Origin of the sequence: Actinotignum sanguinis, from assembly GCF_003957255.1 — a bacterium.
Classification (GTDB): Bacteria; Actinomycetota; Actinomycetes; order Actinomycetales; family Actinomycetaceae; genus Actinotignum; species Actinotignum sanguinis.
Genome location: NZ_QDIE01000019.1, coordinates 19,223 through 42,548, shown reverse-complemented (window position 1 = coordinate 42,548; position 23,326 = coordinate 19,223). Strand labels below are relative to the sequence as shown.

General features: G+C 58.8%; 23 protein-coding genes. 3 read left to right on the top strand and 20 right to left on the bottom strand.

Annotated elements, in window-relative coordinates:
• Window positions 1-171 precede the first annotated feature (171 nt).
• Genes DDD64_RS05960 through DDD64_RS05950 form a run of 3 tightly spaced genes read right to left on the bottom strand, consistent with a single transcriptional unit; the run spans window position 172 to window position 3,126 of the window.
• Window positions 172-1,266 (bottom strand): phosphotriesterase family protein, encoded by a 1,095-nt coding sequence (locus DDD64_RS05960; RefSeq protein ID WP_126135482.1) that lies wholly within the window; start codon window positions 1,264-1,266, stop codon window positions 172-174.
• 24 nt (window positions 1,267-1,290) lie between these two features.
• The gene (locus tag DDD64_RS05955; protein ID WP_241227461.1) at window positions 1,291-2,376 is read right to left on the bottom strand and encodes a DMT family transporter; all 1,086 of its coding nucleotides are present in this window, start codon (window positions 2,374-2,376) and stop codon (window positions 1,291-1,293) included.
• A gap of 3 nt (window positions 2,377-2,379) precedes the next feature.
• Window positions 2,380-3,126: a glutamine amidotransferase gene (locus DDD64_RS05950; RefSeq protein WP_126135481.1), complete on the bottom strand. Its 747-nt coding sequence runs from the start codon at window positions 3,124-3,126 to the stop codon at window positions 2,380-2,382.
• 174 nt (window positions 3,127-3,300) lie between these two features.
• Here DDD64_RS05950 and DDD64_RS05945 point away from each other — a divergent pair, with 174 nt between their 5' ends.
• Both DDD64_RS05945 and DDD64_RS05940 read left to right on the top strand, forming a co-directional pair.
• Complete coding sequence (locus DDD64_RS05945) at window positions 3,301-4,338, top strand: LacI family DNA-binding transcriptional regulator (RefSeq protein WP_126135480.1); 1,038 nt, start codon at window positions 3,301-3,303, stop codon at window positions 4,336-4,338.
• Window positions 4,339-4,371: 33 nt separating this feature from the next.
• Window positions 4,372-4,710 (top strand): nucleotidyltransferase family protein, encoded by a 339-nt coding sequence (locus DDD64_RS05940; protein ID WP_126135479.1) that lies wholly within the window; start codon window positions 4,372-4,374, stop codon window positions 4,708-4,710.
• 204 nt (window positions 4,711-4,914) lie between these two features.
• Here the strand turns inward: DDD64_RS05940 and DDD64_RS05935 are convergent, their stop codons facing one another.
• From DDD64_RS05935 to DDD64_RS05880, 12 genes are all read right to left on the bottom strand, one after another.
• Window positions 4,915-5,658 (bottom strand): triose-phosphate isomerase, encoded by a 744-nt coding sequence (locus DDD64_RS05935; protein ID WP_126135478.1) that lies wholly within the window; start codon window positions 5,656-5,658, stop codon window positions 4,915-4,917.
• The gene (locus DDD64_RS05930) at window positions 5,658-6,122 is read right to left on the bottom strand and encodes a ribose-5-phosphate isomerase (protein ID WP_126135477.1); all 465 of its coding nucleotides are present in this window, start codon (window positions 6,120-6,122) and stop codon (window positions 5,658-5,660) included. The genes DDD64_RS05935 and DDD64_RS05930 overlap by 1 nt, the downstream gene beginning before the upstream one ends.
• Before the next feature lie 180 nt (window positions 6,123-6,302).
• Window positions 6,303-8,015 (bottom strand): dihydroxyacetone kinase family protein, encoded by a 1,713-nt coding sequence (locus DDD64_RS05925; RefSeq protein ID WP_126135476.1) that lies wholly within the window; start codon window positions 8,013-8,015, stop codon window positions 6,303-6,305.
• Between the two features lie 2 nt (window positions 8,016-8,017).
• Window positions 8,018-9,337, bottom strand: coding sequence for an MFS transporter (locus DDD64_RS05920; protein ID WP_126135475.1), 1,320 nt, complete (start codon window positions 9,335-9,337; stop codon window positions 8,018-8,020).
• Window positions 9,338-10,045 (bottom strand): cyclase family protein, encoded by a 708-nt coding sequence (locus tag DDD64_RS05915; protein WP_126135474.1) that lies wholly within the window; start codon window positions 10,043-10,045, stop codon window positions 9,338-9,340. It lies immediately after the preceding gene.
• Window positions 10,046-10,055: 10 nt separating this feature from the next.
• Window positions 10,056-11,024: an amidohydrolase family protein gene (locus DDD64_RS05910; protein ID WP_126135473.1), complete on the bottom strand. Its 969-nt coding sequence runs from the start codon at window positions 11,022-11,024 to the stop codon at window positions 10,056-10,058.
• 95 nt (window positions 11,025-11,119) lie between these two features.
• The gene (locus DDD64_RS05905; RefSeq protein WP_126135472.1) at window positions 11,120-12,454 is read right to left on the bottom strand and encodes an MFS transporter; all 1,335 of its coding nucleotides are present in this window, start codon (window positions 12,452-12,454) and stop codon (window positions 11,120-11,122) included.
• 14 nt (window positions 12,455-12,468) lie between these two features.
• Window positions 12,469-13,461, bottom strand: a complete 993-nt coding sequence (locus DDD64_RS05900) for a 4-hydroxythreonine-4-phosphate dehydrogenase PdxA (protein ID WP_126135471.1) — start codon at window positions 13,459-13,461, stop codon at window positions 12,469-12,471.
• A 74-nt stretch (window positions 13,462-13,535) separates the two neighbouring features.
• Entirely contained in the window at window positions 13,536-14,543 is a 1,008-nt protein-coding gene (locus DDD64_RS05895; protein WP_126135470.1) for a sugar phosphate isomerase/epimerase family protein, read from the bottom strand.
• 65 nt (window positions 14,544-14,608) lie between these two features.
• On the bottom strand, window positions 14,609-15,592 hold the full coding sequence (locus tag DDD64_RS05890; protein WP_126135469.1) for a tripartite tricarboxylate transporter substrate binding protein: 984 nt from the start codon (window positions 15,590-15,592) through the stop codon (window positions 14,609-14,611).
• A gap of 2 nt (window positions 15,593-15,594) precedes the next feature.
• Window positions 15,595-17,289, bottom strand: a complete 1,695-nt coding sequence (locus DDD64_RS05885; protein ID WP_126135468.1) for a tripartite tricarboxylate transporter permease — start codon at window positions 17,287-17,289, stop codon at window positions 15,595-15,597.
• An 18-nt stretch (window positions 17,290-17,307) separates the two neighbouring features.
• Entirely contained in the window at window positions 17,308-17,958 is a 651-nt protein-coding gene (locus DDD64_RS05880) for a tripartite tricarboxylate transporter TctB family protein (protein ID WP_126135467.1), read from the bottom strand.
• Between the two features lie 210 nt (window positions 17,959-18,168).
• On the opposite strand from DDD64_RS05880, the gene DDD64_RS05875 reads away from it, so the two are divergent.
• The gene (locus tag DDD64_RS05875) at window positions 18,169-18,408 is read left to right on the top strand and encodes a hypothetical protein (RefSeq protein WP_126135466.1); all 240 of its coding nucleotides are present in this window, start codon (window positions 18,169-18,171) and stop codon (window positions 18,406-18,408) included.
• Between the two features lie 8 nt (window positions 18,409-18,416).
• Here DDD64_RS05875 and DDD64_RS05870 read toward each other — a convergent pair whose 3' ends face one another.
• The 5 genes from DDD64_RS05870 to DDD64_RS05850 form a co-directional block, all read right to left on the bottom strand.
• Window positions 18,417-19,112, bottom strand: a complete 696-nt coding sequence (locus DDD64_RS05870) for a GntR family transcriptional regulator (protein WP_241227459.1) — start codon at window positions 19,110-19,112, stop codon at window positions 18,417-18,419.
• A gap of 328 nt (window positions 19,113-19,440) precedes the next feature.
• A complete protein-coding gene (locus DDD64_RS05865) occupies window positions 19,441-20,304 on the bottom strand; it encodes an HAD family hydrolase (protein ID WP_126135465.1) in 864 nt (287 codons plus the stop codon).
• Window positions 20,305-20,390: 86 nt separating this feature from the next.
• Window positions 20,391-20,894, bottom strand: a complete 504-nt coding sequence (locus tag DDD64_RS05860; protein ID WP_126135464.1) for a hypothetical protein — start codon at window positions 20,892-20,894, stop codon at window positions 20,391-20,393.
• Window positions 20,895-20,943: 49 nt separating this feature from the next.
• A complete protein-coding gene (locus DDD64_RS05855; RefSeq protein ID WP_206435393.1) occupies window positions 20,944-22,473 on the bottom strand; it encodes a hypothetical protein in 1,530 nt (509 codons plus the stop codon).
• Window positions 22,474-22,534: 61 nt separating this feature from the next.
• A complete protein-coding gene (locus tag DDD64_RS05850) occupies window positions 22,535-23,257 on the bottom strand; it encodes a sugar O-acetyltransferase (RefSeq protein WP_206435392.1) in 723 nt (240 codons plus the stop codon).
• Window positions 23,258-23,326 lie beyond the last annotated feature (69 nt).

Below are 23,326 nucleotides of genomic sequence, written 5' to 3'. Positions count from 1 at the left end.
ATGTGGATATCCCGGTGTTTGTCAAGTATGCAAGGCTATTGAGGCCGGAAAGCTCAACGACCCGGACTTTGTGTTGGTATAGCGAGGGAAAGTCTGGGTATTAGCAACCATTTCTGTCTATTTACCCCCCCCGTCTCTATTTTCTGCGGCTATTGCCTAGCCGGTACCCGCCTAGGCGGTCAATACCTTGGCCGGATTCTCGTACAGCAACTTGTGCAGATCACTTTCACTTACACCTTCCTGGCGCAGCAGATCAATAACGACCGTGGGAACGAAAGCAAATCCATTGCCACCATTCTGGGTCCACATTTGCTTGAGGAAGAGATCGTGGCTGAGGATAATCTGATCCGCATACCCATCCGCGATGAGGTCAGCAAGAACGCTCACGGTTTCGTTAACGGACGGAGATACGCCTTCCTTCGGGAAGGTGATGTCCAGGCCGATCATGTCAAATTCGAGCCACACTCCCCTATCGAGGAGCCGCCGCTGGTAGTCCTTATCAGCGCCGGAAGGATCCGAGTGGGCGAGGGAAACTTTATGCGGCGCCACGCCCTGCGCGAAGACCAGATCGAGAACCTCATCTCCACGCCGCTGCCATCCAGGTATATGAATATTGAGGGCTACGCTCGGATTATTTGTTTGCGCGAGGGCTCCTGCTAGCAAGGATGCATGCTCCCCCTCCGTAAAGAAAGGAGATACCCCGATCTCGCCGATCATGCCAGCTTTAATCTTCGGGTCGCCAACCTCTGACTTTTCCGCTGCGCTTCCTGGAGCGGTATCAATCGCCGGAATACCCTCATTGATATCGGCATCGATTTCTTCTGCAATGGCATCAACGCCGCGCGCGGTAATGCGTTCACCTTCGAACTTTTCCAGATACGGCCCGGCGGACATAACAACGTTGAGTCCGGTTGCTTCCGCAACTTTTAGTAAGCGCGCCGGGTTGCGGCCGATGCTCACAGTTCCGGTTGCGTCAACAATGGTCTGCCCGCCAAGCTCGGCGAATTTACGGACTTCCAGAATGACATCCTGAGCCGGCTTATCCGCCATATTATCTGCGTTGCAATACGGATCTTGACGCAGACCGTACATAAGATCTGGCGTGACTTTCTTGCCGACCAGTTCCTTGGAGAACTCGTAATAGGGCTCATCCACAACGGAGGATAGGTCATTGAAAAGGTGTTCGTGGGGAAGTGTCATCCCCATATCTTGAGCCTTGATGATTCCGCGAACTGTTTGTAGTTCGCCGCTCTTGAGTTGAGACATTGCAGCTGTCCTTTCTTCGCTGCCCTAGTGAGCTTCTTCAGTTTTATGTTCGGTACCCGCCCCGAGCTTACGAGATGGAACCATGGCGATTCCGGCGGCGACCAGTGCTACCGCAGCACCCGCAACCGTAACGGCGTAAATGACGTGCCCTTCTTGCGGGAGGATGAGGTCAATAAGAATCGATCCGATGAGCTGACCTGCGGTCGAAGCGAGGGCGAGGAGCAGCAAACCGAGCTTGCGAACCAGCAGCGCCATGAGCGCGATAGAGAGCAGGCCCAAAGGACCGCCTAGGTACATCCACCACTGAGACGGAAGGTGGAAGGTGGCAGCGCCCATGGCCAATCGGATAATAAAAGCAAGAGCGAGCGCGGAGAATCCAATGATGAAATTCCAGGTGATGGACACCAGCATGGAATCCGCGAGATATCCAATCTTGGAGTTACCTGCCGGTTGCCATCCGGCAAGGAGACCGCCGCAGAACGGCAGAATTGCCAGAGCAATCATGTGGGGAGCAGTGAAATTCGGCGACACCACCAGCACGGTTGCCGCGATCGCGAGGAGAGCACCCAAAATACGGGGAATATTCAGAGCTTGCTTGAACTCAACCCCGATACCGAAACGGTCACAAATGATTCCCGAAATGACCATGCCGGCAATCAATGAGGTCTGGAAAGTAGCTACCCCGAGCGCCCCGACGGAAACTCCTTCGGAAAGAACGATAACCGCTCCGCATAGGCCCGCGAAGAAGTACGGCCACGGCAAAGTTCCACGCCGCAGATGCCCCGGAATCGAAATCAGCGCTTTCCGCAACCTGCGCTGCGGCAGCACGATAATAAACATGACGACGAGTCCGGAGAAGAATGAGATGCACGCAGCCAGATGTCCGTCATCGACCGCAACACCGAGCCGCCCGTTGACGGAACTTTGCATAGGACCGAGCATGCCCGCAAGAACGGTGAGGAAGGTGAACAGCACAATGGCGGTTCCCTGTGCGGCACTCCCGTGTGCACGCACGCGTTTTTCCGCCGCGTGATTTTCCGTTTGCTGAGAATTAGTCACTGCGCCGCCAGGTTCCACGACGCTCGAATTAGATTTTAGTGAAGACATCATTGCCTACTTTCCCGAGAGCCAGGTGACGATATTGTCGAAAAGGGTGGAATATCCGGGCCACTCCATGAACTCCTGCGGAGCCCAATGCGGGGAGATATCCGAGGCGAAAGCTACGGACCGCCCTTGCCCATATTCATGGGCAACCAAGAGTGGCTTATGTGCAGCAGTTGCCAGAATGCTCGCGTCTGCTTTCGCTACGAGATCTTGGAACCCGAGCAGGTACGGCCAGGTTGTATCGATTCCTTGAGTAATGGGATGGTTGATATCCGTGAGCTCTCCTCGGATGCCTTCGGGAGCTTCGATACGGTCGTCATAGCGGTGGATAGTTACCGGGAGCGCTTCCTCAACCGGAGTGCCCGCGTAGTTAGCCATCGCTTGGAATCCCTGGAAGCTGAGATAGCCCCCCGCCATCATCAATCCACCCCCGTTCTTCACCCAGTTACGAATGAGAGTGAGCCGATTCGGGACACGCTTTCCCTCTTCAAAAACTTGCGGAGGGAGAAGAAGAGTATTAGCTCCAACATCCGACAAGATGAGGACGTCATACTCATTGAGTTCCTCCTCCGTGAAGGGAAACTCGACCGCTACATCGTGCGATCGCATATGCGTCACTTCATGCCCAGCTTTGCGCAAGCTTTCGAGAAGCTTTGCGCAACCGATATGCACTTGAGTGTGCGGGAATTGGTCGAAGCCTTTATGGTCAACAATATCGCTGATCCAAGACTCACCCGCAAGCAGAACTTTCACCATCCCAGTCTCCTTCGACTACCAATTATGCTTCGCTCAAGGTAGCGACAGAGCCGTCGGAAACGACTTTCATCACCACACCCATCACTGTCATTGCGCAACGTTACGCAACGCTTGGTTGTTATGTTATAGGCTTGAGGTGTTTCACACAAGACCCTCGTCCATATCAGGAGTCCCATGGCAGCTTCTCTCAGCGAAATAGCGCGAATCGCTGGCGTTTCACCGTCGACGGTCTCCCGGTTCGTGCGCGGAGAACTCAATGTCCGAGGTGAAACCGCAGAGAAAATCCAAGAGGCGATGTCTCAGGTAGGTTGGCAAGCCCCTACCCTAACGAACACTTCGTTGCGCACAATCGCTCTGATCATCCCCAACCTCACCAATCCATTTTTCGCGAAGCTTGGGGCCGAAGTTATCTCCGCGGGTGATGCCGCACAGAAAACAGTGGCGGTCTTCGTTTCGGGAGGGCGAATCGATAACGAGGTAGAACTCATCGAAGAAGCTCTCACAAATCCCACAGTTGATGCGATCATTCTGGTTGGAAATAACTCTCTTGATGACGATATCAATTCCGCTAGTCTCACCAAGCCCTTCGTCATGCTTGACGAGATGGTTCTCAATGTGGACGCATCCCTCGAAAATTCAGCCTTGGGTTACACCAATATTCGCCCGAGCCCTATTCCCTACGTTGTAGCGGACAATGCCAATGGCGCCTACCAGGCAACGAATCATCTTCTTGCCTTTGGGCATCGACGCGTGGCGTTCATTGGTGGACCTGATGGACTTCTCTCCGCGCATCAGCGAGAACTCGGCTACCGGAAAGCCATAACATTCCACGGACTTGAGGTAGATGAGCGATACATTTTCCATGGCCCTTACTCCGAGGCTTTCGGAGCGTCTACACTTCCGCGGCTTTTGACAGCTCCGGATCCGGTCACTGCGGTTTTCGCAAGTTCGGATGTGGTTGCCATTGGCCTCATTCGTGCCGCGGAACAATGTGGCCTGTATATCCCCGATGATCTGTCCGTCATCGGATTCGACAATATTAGTCTGTGCGATTGGATTCATCCTGGGCTAAGCTCAGTACAGCAGCCCATTACAGATATGGCACAAGCAGCCTTGCGTGCGATTGTCGACACCGCCGCCGGTCACGCACCCAGCGGACATATTTTCCCCATGCATGTGGTGACGCGCGCGTCGGTGAAACGGGTTGGTTAACTTTGGACACAGTAATAAAAGTCGGGTGAATACATGACTACCCCCGATTCGCTTGATTTGACACAGCCTCCATCACTGGCGCAGCTTCTGGCTGCCGAAGGCGCAATTCGCGATGCGATCAAAGCACATTGCGGCACCGGTCGCTTCTGGGTCTTCGGTTCGGTAGCCCGTTGCGAGGCAACCACCGAATCCGATTACGACCTCCTGGTGGAGTTCCTGCCCGATGCCAGCTACTTCGATCTCATCGCATTAGAAATCAAATTAAGCGAACTGCTTGGGAAACCGGTTGACATCATGTCGAGCAATTCAAGGGGCTACGTTGCTGATTACGCACGTTCCGAAGCGATAGCGGTGGAGTCTCCTGAAGCGTGAAAGATACCGACGGGCCAACTATTCGAATTTTTCGAGTAGTTCGATATGAGGCACCCTGCAGCTCACGCTACCAACCCAGCACACTCAGCCAGGTGCGGCAGCTCCGCCGTCGTACTAAATACGCGGAACTGCCGCTACCTGTAGCAAAGCTCAGCCACCGGAAAACGCTCGGTCCACCGAATACCCGGCCCCGGATAAAATCCGCTACCCCCGCATCGCTTCCGCGGCGAGCTCGAGGTTGCGAATATATCCTTCCGCGGTCCACGCCGACCGCCCGATAAAGAGACCGCCCATGCCCGGGATTCCCAGAATGTCCTGGTTGTTCTCATGATTGACAGAACCACCGTAAAGAATAGCCTCCACGCGGTTCCCGTAACGCTCCGCAAGCGCGGCGAAAGTGCGGACCAAGTCCTCGCGTCGCGGCGGGCGGCCGTGTTCCCCGATCGCCCAGATCGGCTCGTAAGCGAGGAGAATCCGGGAAGTATCCTTCACTCCCTCCAGAGCTGCGTCGATCTGCGCGGTAATGAAAGGAAGGGTCTCCCCCGCCTCAAATACCTCGGCCGGTTCGCCGAAGCACACCAACGGGATAACCCCGTGGCGCAGCGCGGCTTTGATCTTGAGATTCACGGTCCGGTCCGTTTCCCCGAAGTATTCACGGCGCTCAGAATGCCCCATTTCGATTATGGTGGCACCGGCATCCATCGCCTGCGGGATTGATACTTCGCCAGTCCACGCCCCGGCGTCCTCCCAGGCCGCGTTTTGCGCACCCACCAGGATTCCGGTTCCCTCAAGCTCGCTCGCCGCCACATCGATGGCGGTAAACGAAGGGATAATAAAAGGCTGGATGTCACCGAGGCCGGCAACGTCCACACCAGCAAGGGTGCGGGCATAATCCCGCGCGAAAGCGCGAGTGCCGTTCATTTTCCAGCTGGTTCCAACCCAGAGCATTATTCCTCCAGCGAGCCGTCATATGCGCAGATCGCATCCACATTGGCCTTGGAATGCGAGCTCGGATCGAATTCATAATTGAAGAATTCTTTGGCGAGCCGGCGCGCTAGTTCCGCACCGATAACCCGCTGCCCCAGGCACAGCACCTGCGCATTATTGGAGAGCACCAGGCGTTCCACCGAGTAGGAATCGTGCGCGGTGGAGGCGCGAATCCCCTTGACCTTATTGGCGGACATCGCCACACCCATCCCGGTCCCGCATACGAAAATGCCGCGATCAGCTTCGCCGCGCGCGATCATTTCCGCGCCCGCGGTGGCGAGATTGGGATAAAGCGCGGATTCACCTTCCTTGAGGCCCAGGTCGATCACTTCGTCGATGCGCTCGTCCTTTTCCAGGTCAGCCTTGATGAGGTCCTTATATCCGTACCCGGCCGAATCACCGAGCACCACCACACGAAATCCCATGTTTTCTCCTTTGTTTTCTGTTCTAGACATGTATACGGGTTGGTACATTCTTGCGAAGCCACGCGACAGTGAAGTGGTACGCTCATCGCTATTCCACCACACAAACCGCGCAAAAAGCCATATTTTGGCGTATTTTCACCGTTTTATTTCATATTCTTGCGCGGTTCGTGCAGATTAGTCTCAGAGCGCCTCCGCCGCGGCGGCCATGAGCAGGGCGAAAGACACCGCGCCCGGATCCGGGTGCCCGAGTGACGCATCGCCGTGGGTCTTGGCCCGCCCCTTGCGTGCGGCTAGTTCCGCGGTAGCTTCGGCGGCCTGACGGGCTACTTCGGCCGCGCGCGTCCAGGCATCCTTGAGTCCCACGCCTTCGGCAAGCTCCTTTTCCAGCGCATCGGCAAAGGGTTCGGTTGCGTCCACCATCGTTTTATCTCCGACGACGGCACCACCGTCGCGCGCCACATTTCGCGCCGCATCAACGACGGCCGCGCCCAATATTTCGGCCGAAACCGCAGCGTCATCGTCAAGGTGGGTAGCGGCTTGGCAGATGGCATCTCCCCAGAGCGCGCCCGAGGTCCCGCCCGCACCTTCAGACCACGCCTTACCGGCCGCGTCTACCAGGCTGGCTGCTCCGGCTTTCGCGGAAAGCGCCCGGCGCACCGCATCACGTGCAGCTACCGAGCCGAGGGTCATACCCTGGCCGTGGTCACCATCCCCAGCGATGGAATCCAGCTTGCCCAGATCTGCTTCCGCCGCGATAGCAGCATCGGCAAAAGCGGTGAAAACGGTAGCGATGCGTTCCGCCTGCGCTGCCGATTCTGGTGCGCCGGCGCTGAGTTCCACCGCGTGTGCTTCCGCAACGGGGCGTTCCCGGCGCTGCTGGTTCTCCACATTTCCGGTACGGAAAGCGGGGGTATCCGCTCCGGCCAGCCAGAACTTCTCCAGCTCCTCATCGAGGAAAGCCACTGTGAGGGAAACCCCGGCCATGTCAAGTGAGGTCACCTGTTCGCCCACCACCGGCGCCACAATTTCCAGGCCGCGTTCGGCCAGGAGGGTGGAAACGGCGTGGTAGAGCACGAACATTTCTTCGTACTTCACTCCGCCCAGCCCGTTAACGATCACCGTCACGCGCCCGTTGTAGCCGCCTTCGCGGCGCTCGGGTTCTTCGGCAAGAACACCGTCAACCAGAAGGGTTGCCAGTTCATCCGCGGTGGCATGTTCGTGTTCGGAGATCCCGGGTTCACCGTGGATCCCGAGCCCGAGAGCGAATTTTCCATCAGGCACGGTGAAGAGCGGATCGCCCGATCCCGGGAGGGTGCAGCCGGTGAAAGCGACCCCGAGGGTGCGGGTGGAGTCATTGGCGTGCCAGCCGATGCGTTCGGCTTCGTCCAGGTTGTACCCGGCAGCGATTGCCCCGCCGGTTACTTTCACGACGAAAAGGTCACCCGCAATACCCCGGCGCTCACGGTGTTTTTCCGGGATCCCCGATGCAACGTCGTCAGAAATCTGTACTTCGCGCACGTCCAGGCCGTCTGCACGCATAATGCTGGCGGCTTTCCCAAAGTGGAGAACGTCCCCGGCGTAATTGCCGTACATGAGGAGCACACCACCGCCGTTATCAGCAGCTTGAGATACCGCGGTTACTTGGGACTGCGAGGGGGAAGCGAAAATGTTCCCACATACGCAACCGTGCGCCATGCCTGGGCCGACCCAGCCAGGGAAGGCCGGGTAGTGCCCCGAACCACCCCCAATGACCAGCGCCACTTCGCCCTCCGGGGAGGTAGTAGACCGTACGACGCCGCCGTGCACCGCCTCCACGTACCGCTCATTAGCGGCGATGAAACCCGCGAGGGCTTCAGCGGGGAATTGTTTAGGATCGTTGTAGATAAACGTCATTGTTACTCCGTTGGTTGATCTTTGAGGATTGCACTCTGGCGGGCGCGATCCTCAGCGATTTTTGCTCGTACCGCACCGGATAGGCCGAAAGCCATAATTCCGGCAACGGCGACCGATACCCCGAAGAACACCGTGGTAGCGAACATATTTCCGTTCGTGAGGTCTTGCAGCCATCCGCCGAGGTACGGGCCGAGCATGCCGCCGAGGTTCCCGATACCGTTAATGATACCGAAGCCGGCACCCACCGCCGCCGGGGGTAGCAGCAGGGAGTTGATCGTCCAGTACGGAGCGAAGAAGGAGAGCTGGCAGGCGGTTGCCGCCGCGAGGGCGATCACCACCAGCCATCGCTGGTCCGCCGTCACGAAAGAGGAAAGCGCCAGGATAATGCCGCCAAGGATGAGCGGAATGCCCACGCGGGTGCAGTAGCGCTGGTCGCGGTCCGCGCCCTTGCCGTTGAACCAGATGGCGATCCCGGCGCAGACGGGCGGGATCGCGGAAACCAATCCTACCGTGAGCGAGCCGTGGAAGGACTGCTTGAGGAGGGTGGGCAGCCAAATCTGGAGCCCGTAGAAGCCCAGCCACACAAACATCCCCAGGAAGGCCAGGTACCAGGTGAAGGGATTACGCACCGCGAGGCGCCAATCCGATTCCACCGGCTTTTCGTTGCCATCGATGATTTGCAGGGCGCGGATCTCGTCTTTTTCATCCTGGTCAATCCACCGGGCGGTATCCGGATTATCGGCCGCGAAATACCACCACAGCCCCACGCCGATGACCAGCGGCAGCGCACCCTGAATAATGAAGAGTTCGCGCCAGTTCCCGTACATGAGGATAAGGCCGGCGAAGGGGCCCGTGATGATCGTGGCGATGGGATTGTGCATGATGAACAGCGAGAAGGCCCGCCCGCGTTCCGCCTTGGAGAACCACCTCGAAATGAGAACCATGAGTGCTGGCTGCACCCCGCCCTCAAATACCCCGAGCATGAAACGAGCGATAAGTAGCTGCGTATACGAGTGGACGAAACCAGCGAGAATCGCGCAGACTCCCCACCCGATCATGAGCACAAAGACAACTTTCCGGGCACTCCACTTCTGCGCTAGGTAGCCGCCCGGGACCTGGAGTACGAGGTACCCTATGAAGAAGATTCCCGCGGCAAATCCGGCCTGGGAAGCATCCATATTGAGACTTTCTCGGATGCCTTCCATGCCGAAGCCAATATTGACACGGTCAATATACGCGATGATGTAGATCGTGATAATAACGGGAATGAGAATTTTCCAGCGGCGCCGCGCTGACGTGGGAACGTGGATCGGGGTTGTCATTTATGCCTCCTCGGCGATTGCTTCGAGCGCATAAACGCGTGCGGGACCACCATCCGCGCCTTTGATTTTCAAGGGTGCAGCAAAGAAGAGGAAGCGTTCCTGGCTCAGTTTCTCCAGCCCGGCCAAGTATTCGATTTGTAGAATCCCTTTGGGCAGCAGCACGGTATGGCAGGCCCAGTCTTCAATGGGTTCATGGTGCTCGAAATCCGTGAGGTACGGTTCGCGGATCGCGCGGTCCTGCGGGAAATCAAAAGCAATTGCCTTGGCCTCAAGCTCGAGGAGGTATTCCGCACCGGACTTCGTGATCCACGGGGACCTGGTCCAGAATTCTGGCACGGTTGTGGGGTGGCGCAGTGCCTGGTTGCTGCGGATAAGTACGACGTCGCCGGCGCGTACCGCGCCCGCCCGCGCCTCAAGAACTTCACGGGAAAGTGCAGCGTTATCACCCAAATCTGCGACGTCAATAAGACTTGCTTCCCCGCAGAAACGCTCGATGGGGAGCATCTCGATGGTTTCGAGGGCTCGATCAACGTGCTGTGGCGCATCGCAATGGGAGAAATTATGGGCACCGTAATCTTTAAGAACAGTGGAACGGAAGGTAAATTCCGGTTTCGGGAGTTCCTTGAAAGCGAACTCCGGAGCAAAACGCCAATGCGGCTCAATAAGCATCGACAGGTCGACGACGCGGTAGTGATCGAAAAATCCCATAGTAGTTGTCCTATTTTTCGGCGTGCGCGGCCATGCGCACGGCTTCCGATGTTGTGTTGAGCAGGTCCTGCGGGAGGCGGTAGATCCGCACCGCGTTCTCTGCGTAGGCGGCTCGTTGTTCCGCCTGGGACCATCCGCTCGTGATCTCGCGGAAGCCATTCCAGATGTCTGCGAAGCTTCCGGCAACGGAATCGACCGGGAAATTCGAGGCGAACATAATGCGTTCGGTTCCGAAAATCTCGGTGATTCTTTCCACGATGGGACGGTTATTTTCCACGGTCCAGGGCTGGTCTTTCAACCCGATCCCGGAAATCTTGATGGAGACCTGCGGATATTGCGCCATGAAATCCAGTGCGCGCGCCCAGCCGGCGATCATATCCGGGTGGCGATCCGCGGGCAGCCCGGAGTGGTTAATGATGAGGGGAATATCCGGGTTCTGCTCCAGAACGGTTTTCGCCTCGGTCATATGCCACCAGGCCACCTGCAGGTCGAAACTAAATCCGACGGCGCGCAACGCTGCGTAACCCTTCTGCCACTGCGGATCGGTGAGCAGGCTCGGGTTGCTTTCTGCACTAACCGGAGAATCTGACTGCCCGGGCTTATTACGAACCCCGCGCACAATAGGAATCTCAGCTAGTTCTTCAAGGGTTCCCTGCACCTGCGGATCTTTGAGAATCGCATGCCCTACCCCGGCGTTGGGGAGGCCGAAGCGATCCGCGATATTTTGGGTGTAGCGCATTTCGCCAACCGGATCATCGAGTTCCCATTCGGTTTCCATCGTTACCGAACCGACGAGGTTGAGATTAATACTCGCGGCTAAATCGGTGAGATCCGCCGGCAAGAAATCAACTTTGATTGGATCGTAATTTCCGTAGCGGAAGGGGATATGCGCATCGGGGCGCAACCAGGGCTGGTAACCCAGATGCGGCTCCCAAAAGTGATGATGCGCGTCAATAACTGGACCTGTGTATAACTCCATTGTTTCCTCCTTGGTCCGGGTGCGGTGGTGCCATTGCGGTGGCACATGCCGCAATGGCACCACCGCACCCAAAAATTCGTCGCTACGAGACGCGCTTAGGCGATAAGCCGCCGCTGCGCCAAGGGACGATTGAAATTAATGAGGGCGGAACCGATCATGTACAGTCCTGCCGCGCAGGCGAGGAATACGAACGCTCCAGTAAAGGATCCCCCGGCTGCCTTGATCGCGTAGCCCATGATGATGGGAGCAAGCGCACCGCCCAGGGATGAGGCCATGTTCATGACAGAACCAACCGTTCCCACCTGACTCTTCGGGGCGAGCCAAGCCGGAATAGCCCAGTACAGCCCACCGAAGTTCGTGAAGAACACCGCGCCAGAGAGCAGGAAAAGTGCGCTCATTCCGGATGGTGCGAAGGGAATTGCCGCCACGCATACCGCCATGCCGAGGGCGGAACCGACCAGTAATGCCTTCATGACCTTGTTGTAATCATTGAAGGTGCGCCGGCCCCAGTCCGCGAGCCACCCGGCTACCAGCTGGCCCACCACGCCCATCATGAACATGAAGAAGGTGCCCCGGCCTAGGCCGGCTAAATCGAAATCGCGGGCACGCGAGAGATAGGACGGGGTCCAGGAAATGAGGCCCCACCATACTGTGGCCCAGCCAAGACGCCCGAACCAGAAGGCCCACCAGGAGGTGGAACGTGCATAGTCAACGATGCGCGGGAGCTTGGCCTTTTCTTCTGCGGTGAGTTCGGCACCTTCCTGACCTACCTCACCTTCGCGGATGTGTTCGAGTTCTTCCGCGCTCACCCGTGGGTGTTCTTCCGGAGTGTCACGCACCCAGATGTAGTAGATAATCGCAACGATCACCGTGATCCCGCCGGTGATATAGAAGGCCCACCGCCAAGATCCGAAGAATCCAATTATCGCGGTGACCATAATGCCACCCACGGCAGAGCCGAAGGCCCCGGCCATATCCACGAACGTGGCACCGCGGGCACGTTCCCCGGAAGGCAACCAAGAAGAGTTGAGCTTGGAACCCGAGGGCGCACACGGCGCTTCCAATGCACCGAGGAGCAAACGGGACACCCCGAAACCCAAGCCGGTGTGGATGAAACCGATAACCATCTGAGTTCCGCCCCAAAGGGCTCCGGCCGCACCGATAACGCGGCGTGGCCCAAATTTATCGAGGAGCCAGCCACCGGGAACCTGGAAGATGAGGTAGGTCCAGAAGAAGGTGGAGAGAATCCATCCCTGCATATCCTCATCGATGCCCAGTTCCTTATCGATAAAGGGCAGGGCGATGGACAGGGTGGTGCGGTCAATGTAGTTGAGCAGAATAATGAGCCACAAAATCATGAAGACTTCGATGCGAATCTTCGATTTTTTACCCTTCTTCGGGTGGCGCACTGCGTGCTTATTAACGGACATGGTGAACCGGCTTTCTATGCCTGGGCCGCTTCTGCGGTCTTGACCCCGAGGGAAGTAGCAATATCGAAGGCTCGCTGGGAGGGACCGATGGAGGCAATACCCTGGCCCACGATTTCGTAGGCGGTGCCGTGGGCCGGGGTGGCCAACGGAACGGGCAAACCTCCCTGAACCGTCACACCCTTATCGAAGCCAATGGTCTTGAGCGCAATCTGGCCCTGATCGTGGTACATCGTGACAACGCCGTCGAAATTCCCCTTCTGGGCACGCATGAAGGTAGTGTCCGGCGGGAAGGGACCCTGCACATTAACACCATCAAACTGGGCGAGTTCCACACCCGGGGCGATATGGTCAATTTCTTCCCGGCCGAACTGCCCGGATTCTCCACCGTGCGGGTTGAGCGCGCATACCGCGATACGCGGTTCTTCTACCCCGATGCCCTTAATAACATCGTTGAGAAGGTTAATGGCATCGCGAACCGCTCGGGCGTTAATACGGGCGGCTACTTGCGAGATTCCACAATGGGACGTGACGCGCGAGGTAGTGAGCCCGGGAATGAAATTGAGTTCGGAAGTGAAGCCGTCGTAATTGAGTTCCTTGGCGAACCAACGCAGCTCGTCCTCTTCATGCATGCCGGCTTCGTGGAGCGCGGCTTTGTTGAGGGGGAGGAAAATAATCGCATCCGCTTTGCCGTCCTTGTACATGCCGATAGCCTTGAGGAGATCGGATTTCACACGCCGACCGCCTTCCACGGAATGCTCCCCGCGTTTAACGGGCTGATCTTGGAGCTCGGATCCCACGATCTGCACTTCACCGGGCTTCGCTTCTTCCGAATAGGGGAAACTCAGAGAAAGCTCCGCGCAGTATTTCTCTACTTCGGAAGCCGATGCAAGCAGCTTAATATTGGCCTTCTGACGGTTCTCCTCATCGGCGCATAACTTCATCGCCAATTCGGGGCCGATGCCTGATGGATCACCGATAGTCATAGCAAGATTGGGAACGATAGTCATTGTTTTCTCCTTTGTAGCTGTGGTCGCTCGTGCGGCCAGTGACGGACGGATAACTGGGTAAATAGGTTCGGGGATTAGTACGACGGCGCGGGGGCCGACTCACGAGTAATCTGTCCAATGGCATCCTGGCCCGTGGCGGAAAGATTCGCGTTGAAAGGATCAATGGTGCGCAGTGCGGAGCGCAGTACCTGGCGGATATAGCGGGCATTTGTTGCTCCCACTCCCAGCCAGTCCGAGCCGTAGTGTTCCACCATGAATGCTCCGGTAAAGCCACCCCGCAAAGCTTGCCGAATCACGGCGCGGTAGTTAATAAGTCCGCTTTCCAGGGGAACCGGCGCGGACATATAGGTGCCAGTTTCCGGGTCCTCATCGCGAATATAGTTCTTGATATGCCAGTAATTGGCGTAGGGAAGAACCGCATCGAACATGTCCTGGTAGCTGGGCATGGGCCGGTGCAGGCGAATGAGGTTGCCAATATCCGGATTGAGCCCCACGTTGTCACGGTCAATATCACGCACGAAACTCACCGCGCCGTCGTGGGTTCCCACGTAGGTGTCTTCGTACATTTCCAGGCTGATGTGCATTCCGAGCTGGCCGGCGTGCCGGGCTAGTTCCCTCACCCGTTCCACCGCGAGCGGACGCAATTGCGGATCGCATACGTGCCCGGGTGCTAACCAGAACCACAGCGCTTTTTTCTGCGCCGGGGTGAGGGCCTCCATAAAGCCGATATTGATGACCTGTGCCCCGAGCTCATGCCCGCGATCAATGAGGTCATGTACGAAGGCAAGATTAGTATCTCCGTTGCGAACATCGACGACGGAACGCCTACCTACGGAAATAGCGGGAATGCTGAGGTCGAGATCGCGGCACATATCCCGGAAAGACGCGAAGCGTTCCTCGGATATCTCAACAAGGGGAACCCAATCATCCATCGGATCAATGGCACCGAAACCAAGCTCCTTGACTTGGAGAAGCTGGTCTTCCCATACGCTTACCGGTGCGGTTCCTATATCCTCCCCTGTTTCTGTGCGGGATCCGAAATTCATCTTGGCCGCAATTGGCCAGTTATCCGCCGTATACACCTCATCACTCCTTTCGCCGGCCCCGGTTCCGGGGCCGGCGCTTATCTGCCTATTGCTAGCGAGCCTTAGCTCTGCCCGAGTCCCTTCTTGAGATCTGCTTCGTACCCTTCGAGGTACTTGACGAAATCATCGCCGAAGAGAGGATCGATCTGCATGAAATTGGTTTCCATGTAATTGGTGAAGTCCTTGCTTTCGCTGTACTTCTTTGCTGCATCGATCCAGTACTCGCGGGCTTCTTCGCTGATCCCACCTGTCGCGATAAGGCCGCGGAACTGGGAGAAGGTCACGTTAATGCCTTCCTCCACGGTGGTGGGGATATCCTTGAGCGCATCGTAGCTATAGCGATCTTCGGAGATCACGCACAGGGGAACAAGATCGCCGGCTTCCAGCTGGCCCATCACTTCGCTGGGATTACCCAGGGCGACATCAACGTGTCCGCCGAGCAACGCAGTCACGGCTTCACCGCCGGATTCGTAGGGCACACGTTGGAACTGCACACCCTGATCCTTTTCGATGAGTCCGAATTGGATAGCGTCGTTACCGGTAACACCACCGGAGATGGAGACCTTAACAGGGCCCGCCTTCGCCGCATCCACCACAGCACGGCAGGAATTGTAAGGAGAGCCCTTCTTTACAACCATGATCGTCGAGTCCTGACCCACCTTCATGATCGGGGTGAAACTACGCCACGTGAAGGGCACATTTTCGGTGAGAGGAAGGTTTATGAGGGCGGTTTCGGTGGCGAGGAGCTTGGAACTATCACCTTCTTCGCCCAGGAACGCAGCATAGCCGACGGCGCCGCCGGCACCCTGGCGATTCTCCACCGAGATGGACTTACCTGTGACGTTCTCCAGGCCGGAGGCGATGGCACGGCCTGACATATCGGAACCACCACCGGGGGCCATAGGTACCACCATGGTGATACGGGCGCCGGGATCGAAATCGCTTCCTCCCGCGGAGGAACCCCCGCCCTTATCCTGACAGCCGGAGAGGGCAAGGAGCGCGCAGCTAACAGCGGCGATACCGCTCATGAGTCGTGATATTTTCATTGTTATTCCTTAGAGTTGATCGTCGTTGATCCGGATTGGGGGATGTTACCGCCTAGCGCAAGACCCGGCGGTGGGGTGGTTGTCGTGTCGAGAGCGCGGGTTCCGCGCGCGGCAGAGCCGGCGCACTCCCCCACGGCAGCAGGTTGCGCAGCATCCACGGACGGCACAGGCTCAATCGCGGAAGTCGCTTCTGCGGGATCTTCGGCCGCCGCGGATTTGCGGCTGGATTTACGTGAAAAACGCTTGAGGAGGCCCGGGACCACCATGATGGCAAGGGTGATGCCAAGGATGGTCAAGGCCAGGGGCTGACGGAATACGATGGTGAGATCGCCCTGACTGAAAGCAGAGGTCTGCACCAGATAACGTTCCACCATGGGCCCAAGCACCATGCCCAAGATGAGCGGCGCCGTCGGATAGTTATATTTCTTGATGAAGAAGCCGGCCAAACCAGCAACGAAAAGAACTGTGAGTGCAAAAACACCATTCTCTACCGCAAATGCCCCAAACATCGAGAAGAAGATAATGAGGGGATAGAGATAGGAGTAAGGCAGGCGCAGAACTTGGGCAAAGACGGGTGCCATGGGCAGGTTGAGGACGAGTAGGATAACGTTCCCGATGAAGAAGGACGTTAGTAAACCCCACACCAACGTAGGTTGGTTCTCAAAGAGGAGGGGCCCCGGCTGGATCCCGTACATGACGAATGCGCCGAGAAGAACTGCCGTCGTCGTACCACCGGGAACGCCCAACGCGAGAGTCGGAACGAAATTCGCATTGGCCGCGGCGTTATTCGCGGATTCGGAGGCTGCTACGCCTTCAATAGCGCCCTTACCGAAATTGCGGGAGTTCTTGGAGACCTGCTTTTCCGCGCCGTAGGCGACCAGGGAGGCGAGGGTGGATCCCGCACCGGGCAGGCAGCCGAGTACAAATCCAAGTCCGGTACCACGAGTAATGGCCGGGAAAGCCTGCTTAATATCGGAGGGCTTAATGACCATGTCACGCATGCGGGCACGAATCGGTTTCGCGGTGCCCGCACCGATCTGGGACACCACTTCACCGATGGCGAATACTCCGATCATAACGACGACGAAATCAATTCCGCCCAGCAAACTCACGCTTCCAAAGGTGAAGCGCGAAGCCGCGAAGGCCGAGGACATTCCCACGGTGGAGAGCACTAAACCGATACCGGCCATCATGAGGCCCTTGGCAAGGTTATCGCCGGAGAAGGAGATAATAGTGAGCAGGCCCATGATCATAATGGCGAGCATTTCAGCCGGGCCGAAACGCAGTGCAAATTGAGCGATAGGAGCTGCCACCAAGCAGAGCAGAATGAGGGAAACGATGGCGGCGAAGAAGGAGCCGATGGCAGCAATCGCGAGCGCCTTACCAGCTTTTCCTTTTCGAGCCAGAGAGTAGCCGTCTATAACTGTTGCGACGGCGCTCGCATCTCCCGGAGTGGCAATGAGGACCGCGGCAATCGTGCCGCCGTACTGGCACCCGTAGTAAATACCCGCGAGCATAATGAGCGCGGTGACCGGCTCCATCGTGAGGGTAAGAGGCAGCAGAATTGCCACGCCCGTGGTGGCCCCCAGTCCGGGGAGCATCCCGATAACGGTACCGAGAAGTACCCCGATGAAACACCAGAGCAGGTTGTCTGGAGTGAGAGATGTTTGGAAACCGAGTAGAAGATTCTCAATCATGATATGTTCGTTCCTCCCTTACACCAGGTCAAGCATCCCGGTAGGAAGCGGCACTTGGAGAAGCACAGAGAAAACCACGTAGCCGAAGAGGAAGGTGAGAATAGCAGCGAGGAGCCCCTGCCACCATTTGCGCCGTTCCACGAAAACAACGAGGACAAAGACCATGAGCGTGACGGAAAACAGCAGGCCGATCACGCGGGTGAGGATAATTGCGCCAAGCATTGCGAGGAAGACGTAGACTACCGCGAGCTGACGCTGGCGTTCGGTGCGTTCACCTTCCGCGGGCGTTTCTTCTGCCGCGTACTGTTCCATCAGCTGGACGGATTCGTCATCTTCTGAGTCAGTTTCCGGCGCGGGCTTCGTGATGTTGGAGCGAATGAGATCCCAAATCGAGGCGAGGACAATAACGCAACCGGCGACGAAAGGCATGAGCCCGGCACCAACTTCGCCATTGGTTTCTGATAGTCCGTAATTCCATCCCGACACGATGACGTAGATGCCGATACCTAAAATAACGAGGCGGAAAGCCAGTGCGCCGATATCCCGATTTCCGCCCTGGCGTTGGGCTTGTGCCGGCGCGCTTGTGGTGGCACCCGTGGTGTTCGGAGAAACCGCGCCGGGTGGGTGCATCCCAGGGTCTCCATCGGTCTTCACCGTTGTACTCCTCATCGAGCAACCTTTCCTTCTGGTAGTGCACTTCTGTGGTAGGGATGACGTTTCTGCTTTGAAATCGACATCGACAGTGACGCGCGCTACTAAGTTTCCAATATCCTATATCGTATAGGATTCTGTGACAAGGGTCGCGCGGTACTATGACATGCCGAAGCTACACAAAAACGAAACGTTCTCAGCCGTCACACCGATGCCGAAGGAGGAGCGATGGGGCAGATTCTCATCACGGTCGGGGTTGTTATCTACCTAGGTGTCGCGGTGCTCTGGGCTATTAACTTGGTCCGCGGATTGCGCCGCACAGCAAAGGATCCCCACTCGCAGCTGGATCGGGGCGCACGGCGAACCACCTACTTCGCCTTAGCTACTTGCTGGGCTTGGCCTGCGTGGATCTTTATCAGCCTCGCGCTTGCCGCGCGGCGCATTCGCCAAGCCGGCCGTGGATGCTAATAAACGATTTATTCCGCGTCAGAAATTGATCGGCGCAGCACCCCGTTGAGATGGGCTTCCATCGCAGCTAGTGCATCCTCGCGCGCACCCGAGGCAAAAGCCTCCAAAATAGCATGATGCTCCGCAGTGGCCTGCGCACCGTCAGAACTCCCTTCCCCAACGGTTTGGCGAATGCGGTGAGCCTGGAAAGCGAGGTTATCCACCGCCGATTCCAGGTATGAATTATCGGCGTAGCGAATAATAACGCGATGGAAGTTCCAATCGGCATCGAAATAGTGGCGGATATGGGCAAGGTCAAGGTGCCCTTTTTCGTGTTCAAGATTCTGCCACGCATCTTCGTGTTCGGCGTGGGCCCGGCGCAATTCTGGAAGAAGTCGCTTGGCATGCGGATAAGCCCAGTCAACCGCCTGAAGTTCCAGAAGCTTACGGACATCAATGAGTTTGCGAATTTGCTCCGTAGAGATAGGGGGCGCCACCCGGTAGCCGCGCCGAGCTAGACGCTCCACCAAGCCAGTATGCTCCATTTCCACCATGGCTTCGCGTACCGGGGTAGGAGAGACATCGAGATCACGAGCCAGGCCGTCAATGCTCAAAGATTCTTCCGGCTGGAACACGCCGCCCAGCAGCATATCGAGTATGGTGGAATACACATCGTCACGCAAAGCAGCACGACGACGCTTAAGCAGAGAACCGGTGACGGCCACGGCGACTCCTCGAAATCCAATGAACACACTCTTCGCCCACCGTCTCGCGCCGTTAGCACGCAAAGAATCGCGTCACAGAGGCGGGGGTATGGGCATAGTATACCGAGGGCGCTGGGCCAGCTCCGGGACTTGAGTCAAGGTCACTTAAACAAAGGAACGCCGCTGCGATTACCGCGGGCGGCTTGAGTGCACTCATCAAGCCGCCCGCACTTTATTAGCTTTTTCGGGAGGTCCGTAGGCTTGCTGATCAGCGCCCCTCCGTGCCTTTCGCGCGCCTCCCGCAGCGAACCTCGCGCGTACCTCCGTTAGCGCGACTCCCGCGCCTCCGTCAGCGCACCTCCCGCGCCTCCGCGATCCGATTGCACAGCGCAGCCACGGCATCCTCGTCATTGGAGCCGATCTCATAGGCGGAAATGTCCTTGACCGCCGCTACCGAATTCGACGGGCAGATCGCCACACCCACTTCGCGCAGCCAGGGCAAGTCATTCGCGGAATCGCCGATGCCGGCGGTGCGAGCAACCGGGGCGCCGAGCCCCTCGAGGATGGTGCGCAGCGCCACCCATTTATCGGTCGCCGGGCTGGTCACCTCAATGGTGCCGTCATAGGAGCGCGCCGCGTTGGGGAATTCCGCCGCAAGATCAGCGCGGATACGCTCGTACTCGGCGTCGTTGGCAAAAAGCGCGGCCTTGAGGCGGTCTTCGCGCGGCAGCTCCTCCAGATCCGCCACGATGGGCTGCTCGCCTTCGTTGCGTTCGGCGAGCACCCGCACCGCTTCGCCGTCCTCCTTGGCGAAAAGGTGGTCGCGTCCAAAAATAACCAGCTGGAGGGCATGCTTGCGGCAAAAGTCGAGGATGCGCGCGTAGAGTTCATCATCCATAGGTTCGTACGACGCCGCGCCTACCTCACCATGCGCATAATCCCGCACGGAGGCCACCGCCATAGCGCCACTAGCCGCGATCAGCGGGCCGTCAATATTGGCACGCTCGTAAATCCCCACGGTAGCCGGGTATACCCGGCCGGTCGCTACGATAATCGCGACGCCGGTGGCATGCAGCCGGGCCAGTGCCGTGATCGTGGCATCGGAAACGTGTTTGTCATTGCGCGCCAGGGTGCCGTCCAAATCAAGGGCCAGCGCGTCAATGGCGAGAAGGTCTGCGGGAAGCTCTGCTTCCAGGTCCAGATGAATAGCCATATCTCCACGGTACGCTACTCGCGCGCGCTCCGGGTGGGCCGCGCGGCCGGCATCACCGCAGCCACACCCGCCGCCGACACCGCCCGCTACCGGTGGCTCACCGTTTCTTTCCCGTGAATTTCCACCAGCTGCGCGGTGGCGGACTGGCCATCCTTGGCGATCTCCGTGATATCAATCGTCAGGGCCAGCTCACCCCAGGCCGGATCCGGGCTGGCCGGCTTGGGAGTTTCACCCGGGCGCGTCACCACCGCCGGATCCACGGTTTGCAAGCCGAGCCGCTGGGGCGAATAGCTTTCCAGGCCGGCGATAGTCACCCGCGCTCCCCCACATTGGGGCGGGTAGCTCAACATAAACACCTCACACATGGTGGCCACCCCGCCGCTAATAATCACCCCGCCGCGCACTTTCACTTCCCCGGTCCCGTGCGCAATAGCCGCAGCGGGGCCGGATTCGGTATCCCCGGGGCCGCCGGGGAGGGGCGTGGCCGGTGGCGGCGTCGTCGTATCACCACTGCAGCCGCCCAGGCCCGCCACGCCGCAAAGCGCAGCCACCACGCCCGCGGCAACCGCCATCATGTTCTTGCTCCGCATGTCACGCCTTTCGTTTCCGGACCCGTGCCCCGCGCGGATTCGACCGCGCTTACTGGTAGCTCACAAAAGCCGGGGTCGGCTCCACCTGGGTGTAGGTTTCCTCCGGCGTGAGCATGGGGGTGTCCTCATCGTAAAAGTTCTTCCAGCCCCACGCCACACCCGCGGGCGCGTAGCTGTGCAGGGTGCGCCAGGTGTCCTGCTTGGCGGCCTGGCTACCCTGGCCGTCGGCGTGGATCACCAGCGCAACTTCGGCGCGGGACCGGTCGAGCTGATCTACGTCGCGCAGCATCTGCACCTGGAACTGGTGCAGAATCACGACTTTCTGGGGTAGCTGATTCTCCCGCACAAAATCAGCGAGCCAATTAATGGTTTCGTTGACTTCGCTGATCTCCACGTGGCCGATGCGCTCGAGCGGGAAATCATCCGGGCCCAGGCGCCATTCCGGATCCAAGGCGATACCCACATTCGGGTAGCGCAACAGCTTCTCGTAGCGTTTGACCTGCTCCGGGAAGCTGGAACGCCCGGGCTGGAAATCGAGGACCACGTACTGGCCGTGCCGCGCGGCCTGCTCAATATAGGGGATGAAAATATCCGGATCCCATTCGTGCGAATAATTACCATCGTCACCGGCCTGTCCGGCTGCCACCGTCACGATGAGTTCCAACGCGGGAATAACGGCGTCCTCCGTGAGTGCGCGATAGGGCTGGGCATGCGCTGCGGCCCGCGCCACGGTTTCCTCTACACCCTGCTCGCCGAGCACCCCCAGCGCGGCCGTGACCGGCGAACCGTAAAGCGCCACGTAGCGCTTGCCGTCCAGCACCAACTGCCCGCCGCCGGGCAGTTCCGTTCCGGTGCGCGCCGCCGCTAATTGCCAAGAAAGATTCGGAAGGTCGACGCCGAAGCTGGCCACCGCCGCCTCGCTTCCCGCGAGCGCGCGGATAGTTGCACTGCTTGCGCGCGGATCGGGCCCAGATTCGACGACGGCGCCACCTGCCGCGCGCACCGTGGCCAGAGTAGCGGAATTCGCACCGTCGGTAATGACGGGGAATGGCGCGGTGGTGGTGGCCGGCAGGTAGTGAAAATCGGCCGGGGTGAGCGGGTACCGATACTCCTCGACCGTGCCGCTAAACCAGGCCGGGGCCGCGGTTCCAACCAGGAGAGTATGCGTGACTCCGAGCCGCTCAAATTCCGCGGCGAGGGCGCTCTCGGCAATCGGGGCTTCGGGCTGCGCCCCTCCTTGAGGCGCGAGAGGCGCGACGTGCGCTTGCGCATTCCCCACCGAGAAAACCGGCACCCCGAGAGATTCGGCCAGCTCACCGGCCTGTTCCACGGAGTCCGGGCCGCTCACTACCGCGAGCCGGGCGCTGGCAAAAAGCGCGGCGGAGGCGGCAAGGGCACCTTCCCTATCCGCGACGGGGAGCACCAGATCCGCCGTTGGAGCGCGGTGCACGGCAATGGGACCGCGTTCTTGGGCGCTCGGGGCACTGCTGCATGAGCTGAGACCGAGAGCTAGAAAGAGGGCCAGGACGGCGAGCAGGGTGAGCGATGCCAGGTGCGGTCGACGGTGACGATGCGGCACAAAACTTCCTTCCTTCGGCGCCTTTCCAGGGTAGCGATAATGCGCCGCCCGCGCATCTTGGCTACTGCGAAAGAGGCTCCTCGCTTACGTCCGCTTGGTAGTCAGCGAGGAGTGCTGCCGCGAAGGCGGCGTCGTCGGAATTAATGGAACGGAGCACGCGGGCCGGAACTCCACCCACAACGCTCCCCGGCGGGACGTCGCGCAGCACCACGGCGCCGGCGCCCACCACGGAATTTTCACCGATGGTCACGCCGCCCGCGATGGAGGCACCCATGCCGATCCAAACGTTATTTTCGATGGTGATGGGGCGACCGTATTCGAGGCGGGTGGCGCGCAGAGCCGGGTCGATGGGGTGCGAGGCGCAGGACATGGTGACGTGCGGGGCAATGAGGACCCCGGCGCCGATGCGCACCGGGCACAGGTCGAGGATCACCGCTCCGGTATTAATGAAGGAACCCTCCCCCAAGCTGATATTCACGCCGTAATCGCAGGTGAAGGGGCGCACAATCTGGGAGCCGGCCCCGATTTCACCGAGTAGTTCGCCCAGGATTTCGGTGGCACGCGGGCTACCCCAAGCGGCCTCGGCGTTGAATTCTTCCAGCAGCGCGATGGCGCGTTCGCGCACCCGGGCTTGCGTTGGCCCCCAGCGGTAGAGCCGGCCTTCCACCATGCGCCGCCACTGCACGTCCGCGGGTTCACCCGGAATCGGACAGCGGCTGCGTTCGGGCAGCTCACCAACGTGCGGGCGGGCCACACGGCGCGGGTCGAGAGGCTTTTCAGGCATTTTTCTTCCTTAGGTTGAGGGGCGGGGCAAGATGGAAAGGCGGTACGACGACGCCCGTGCGGGGCGAGT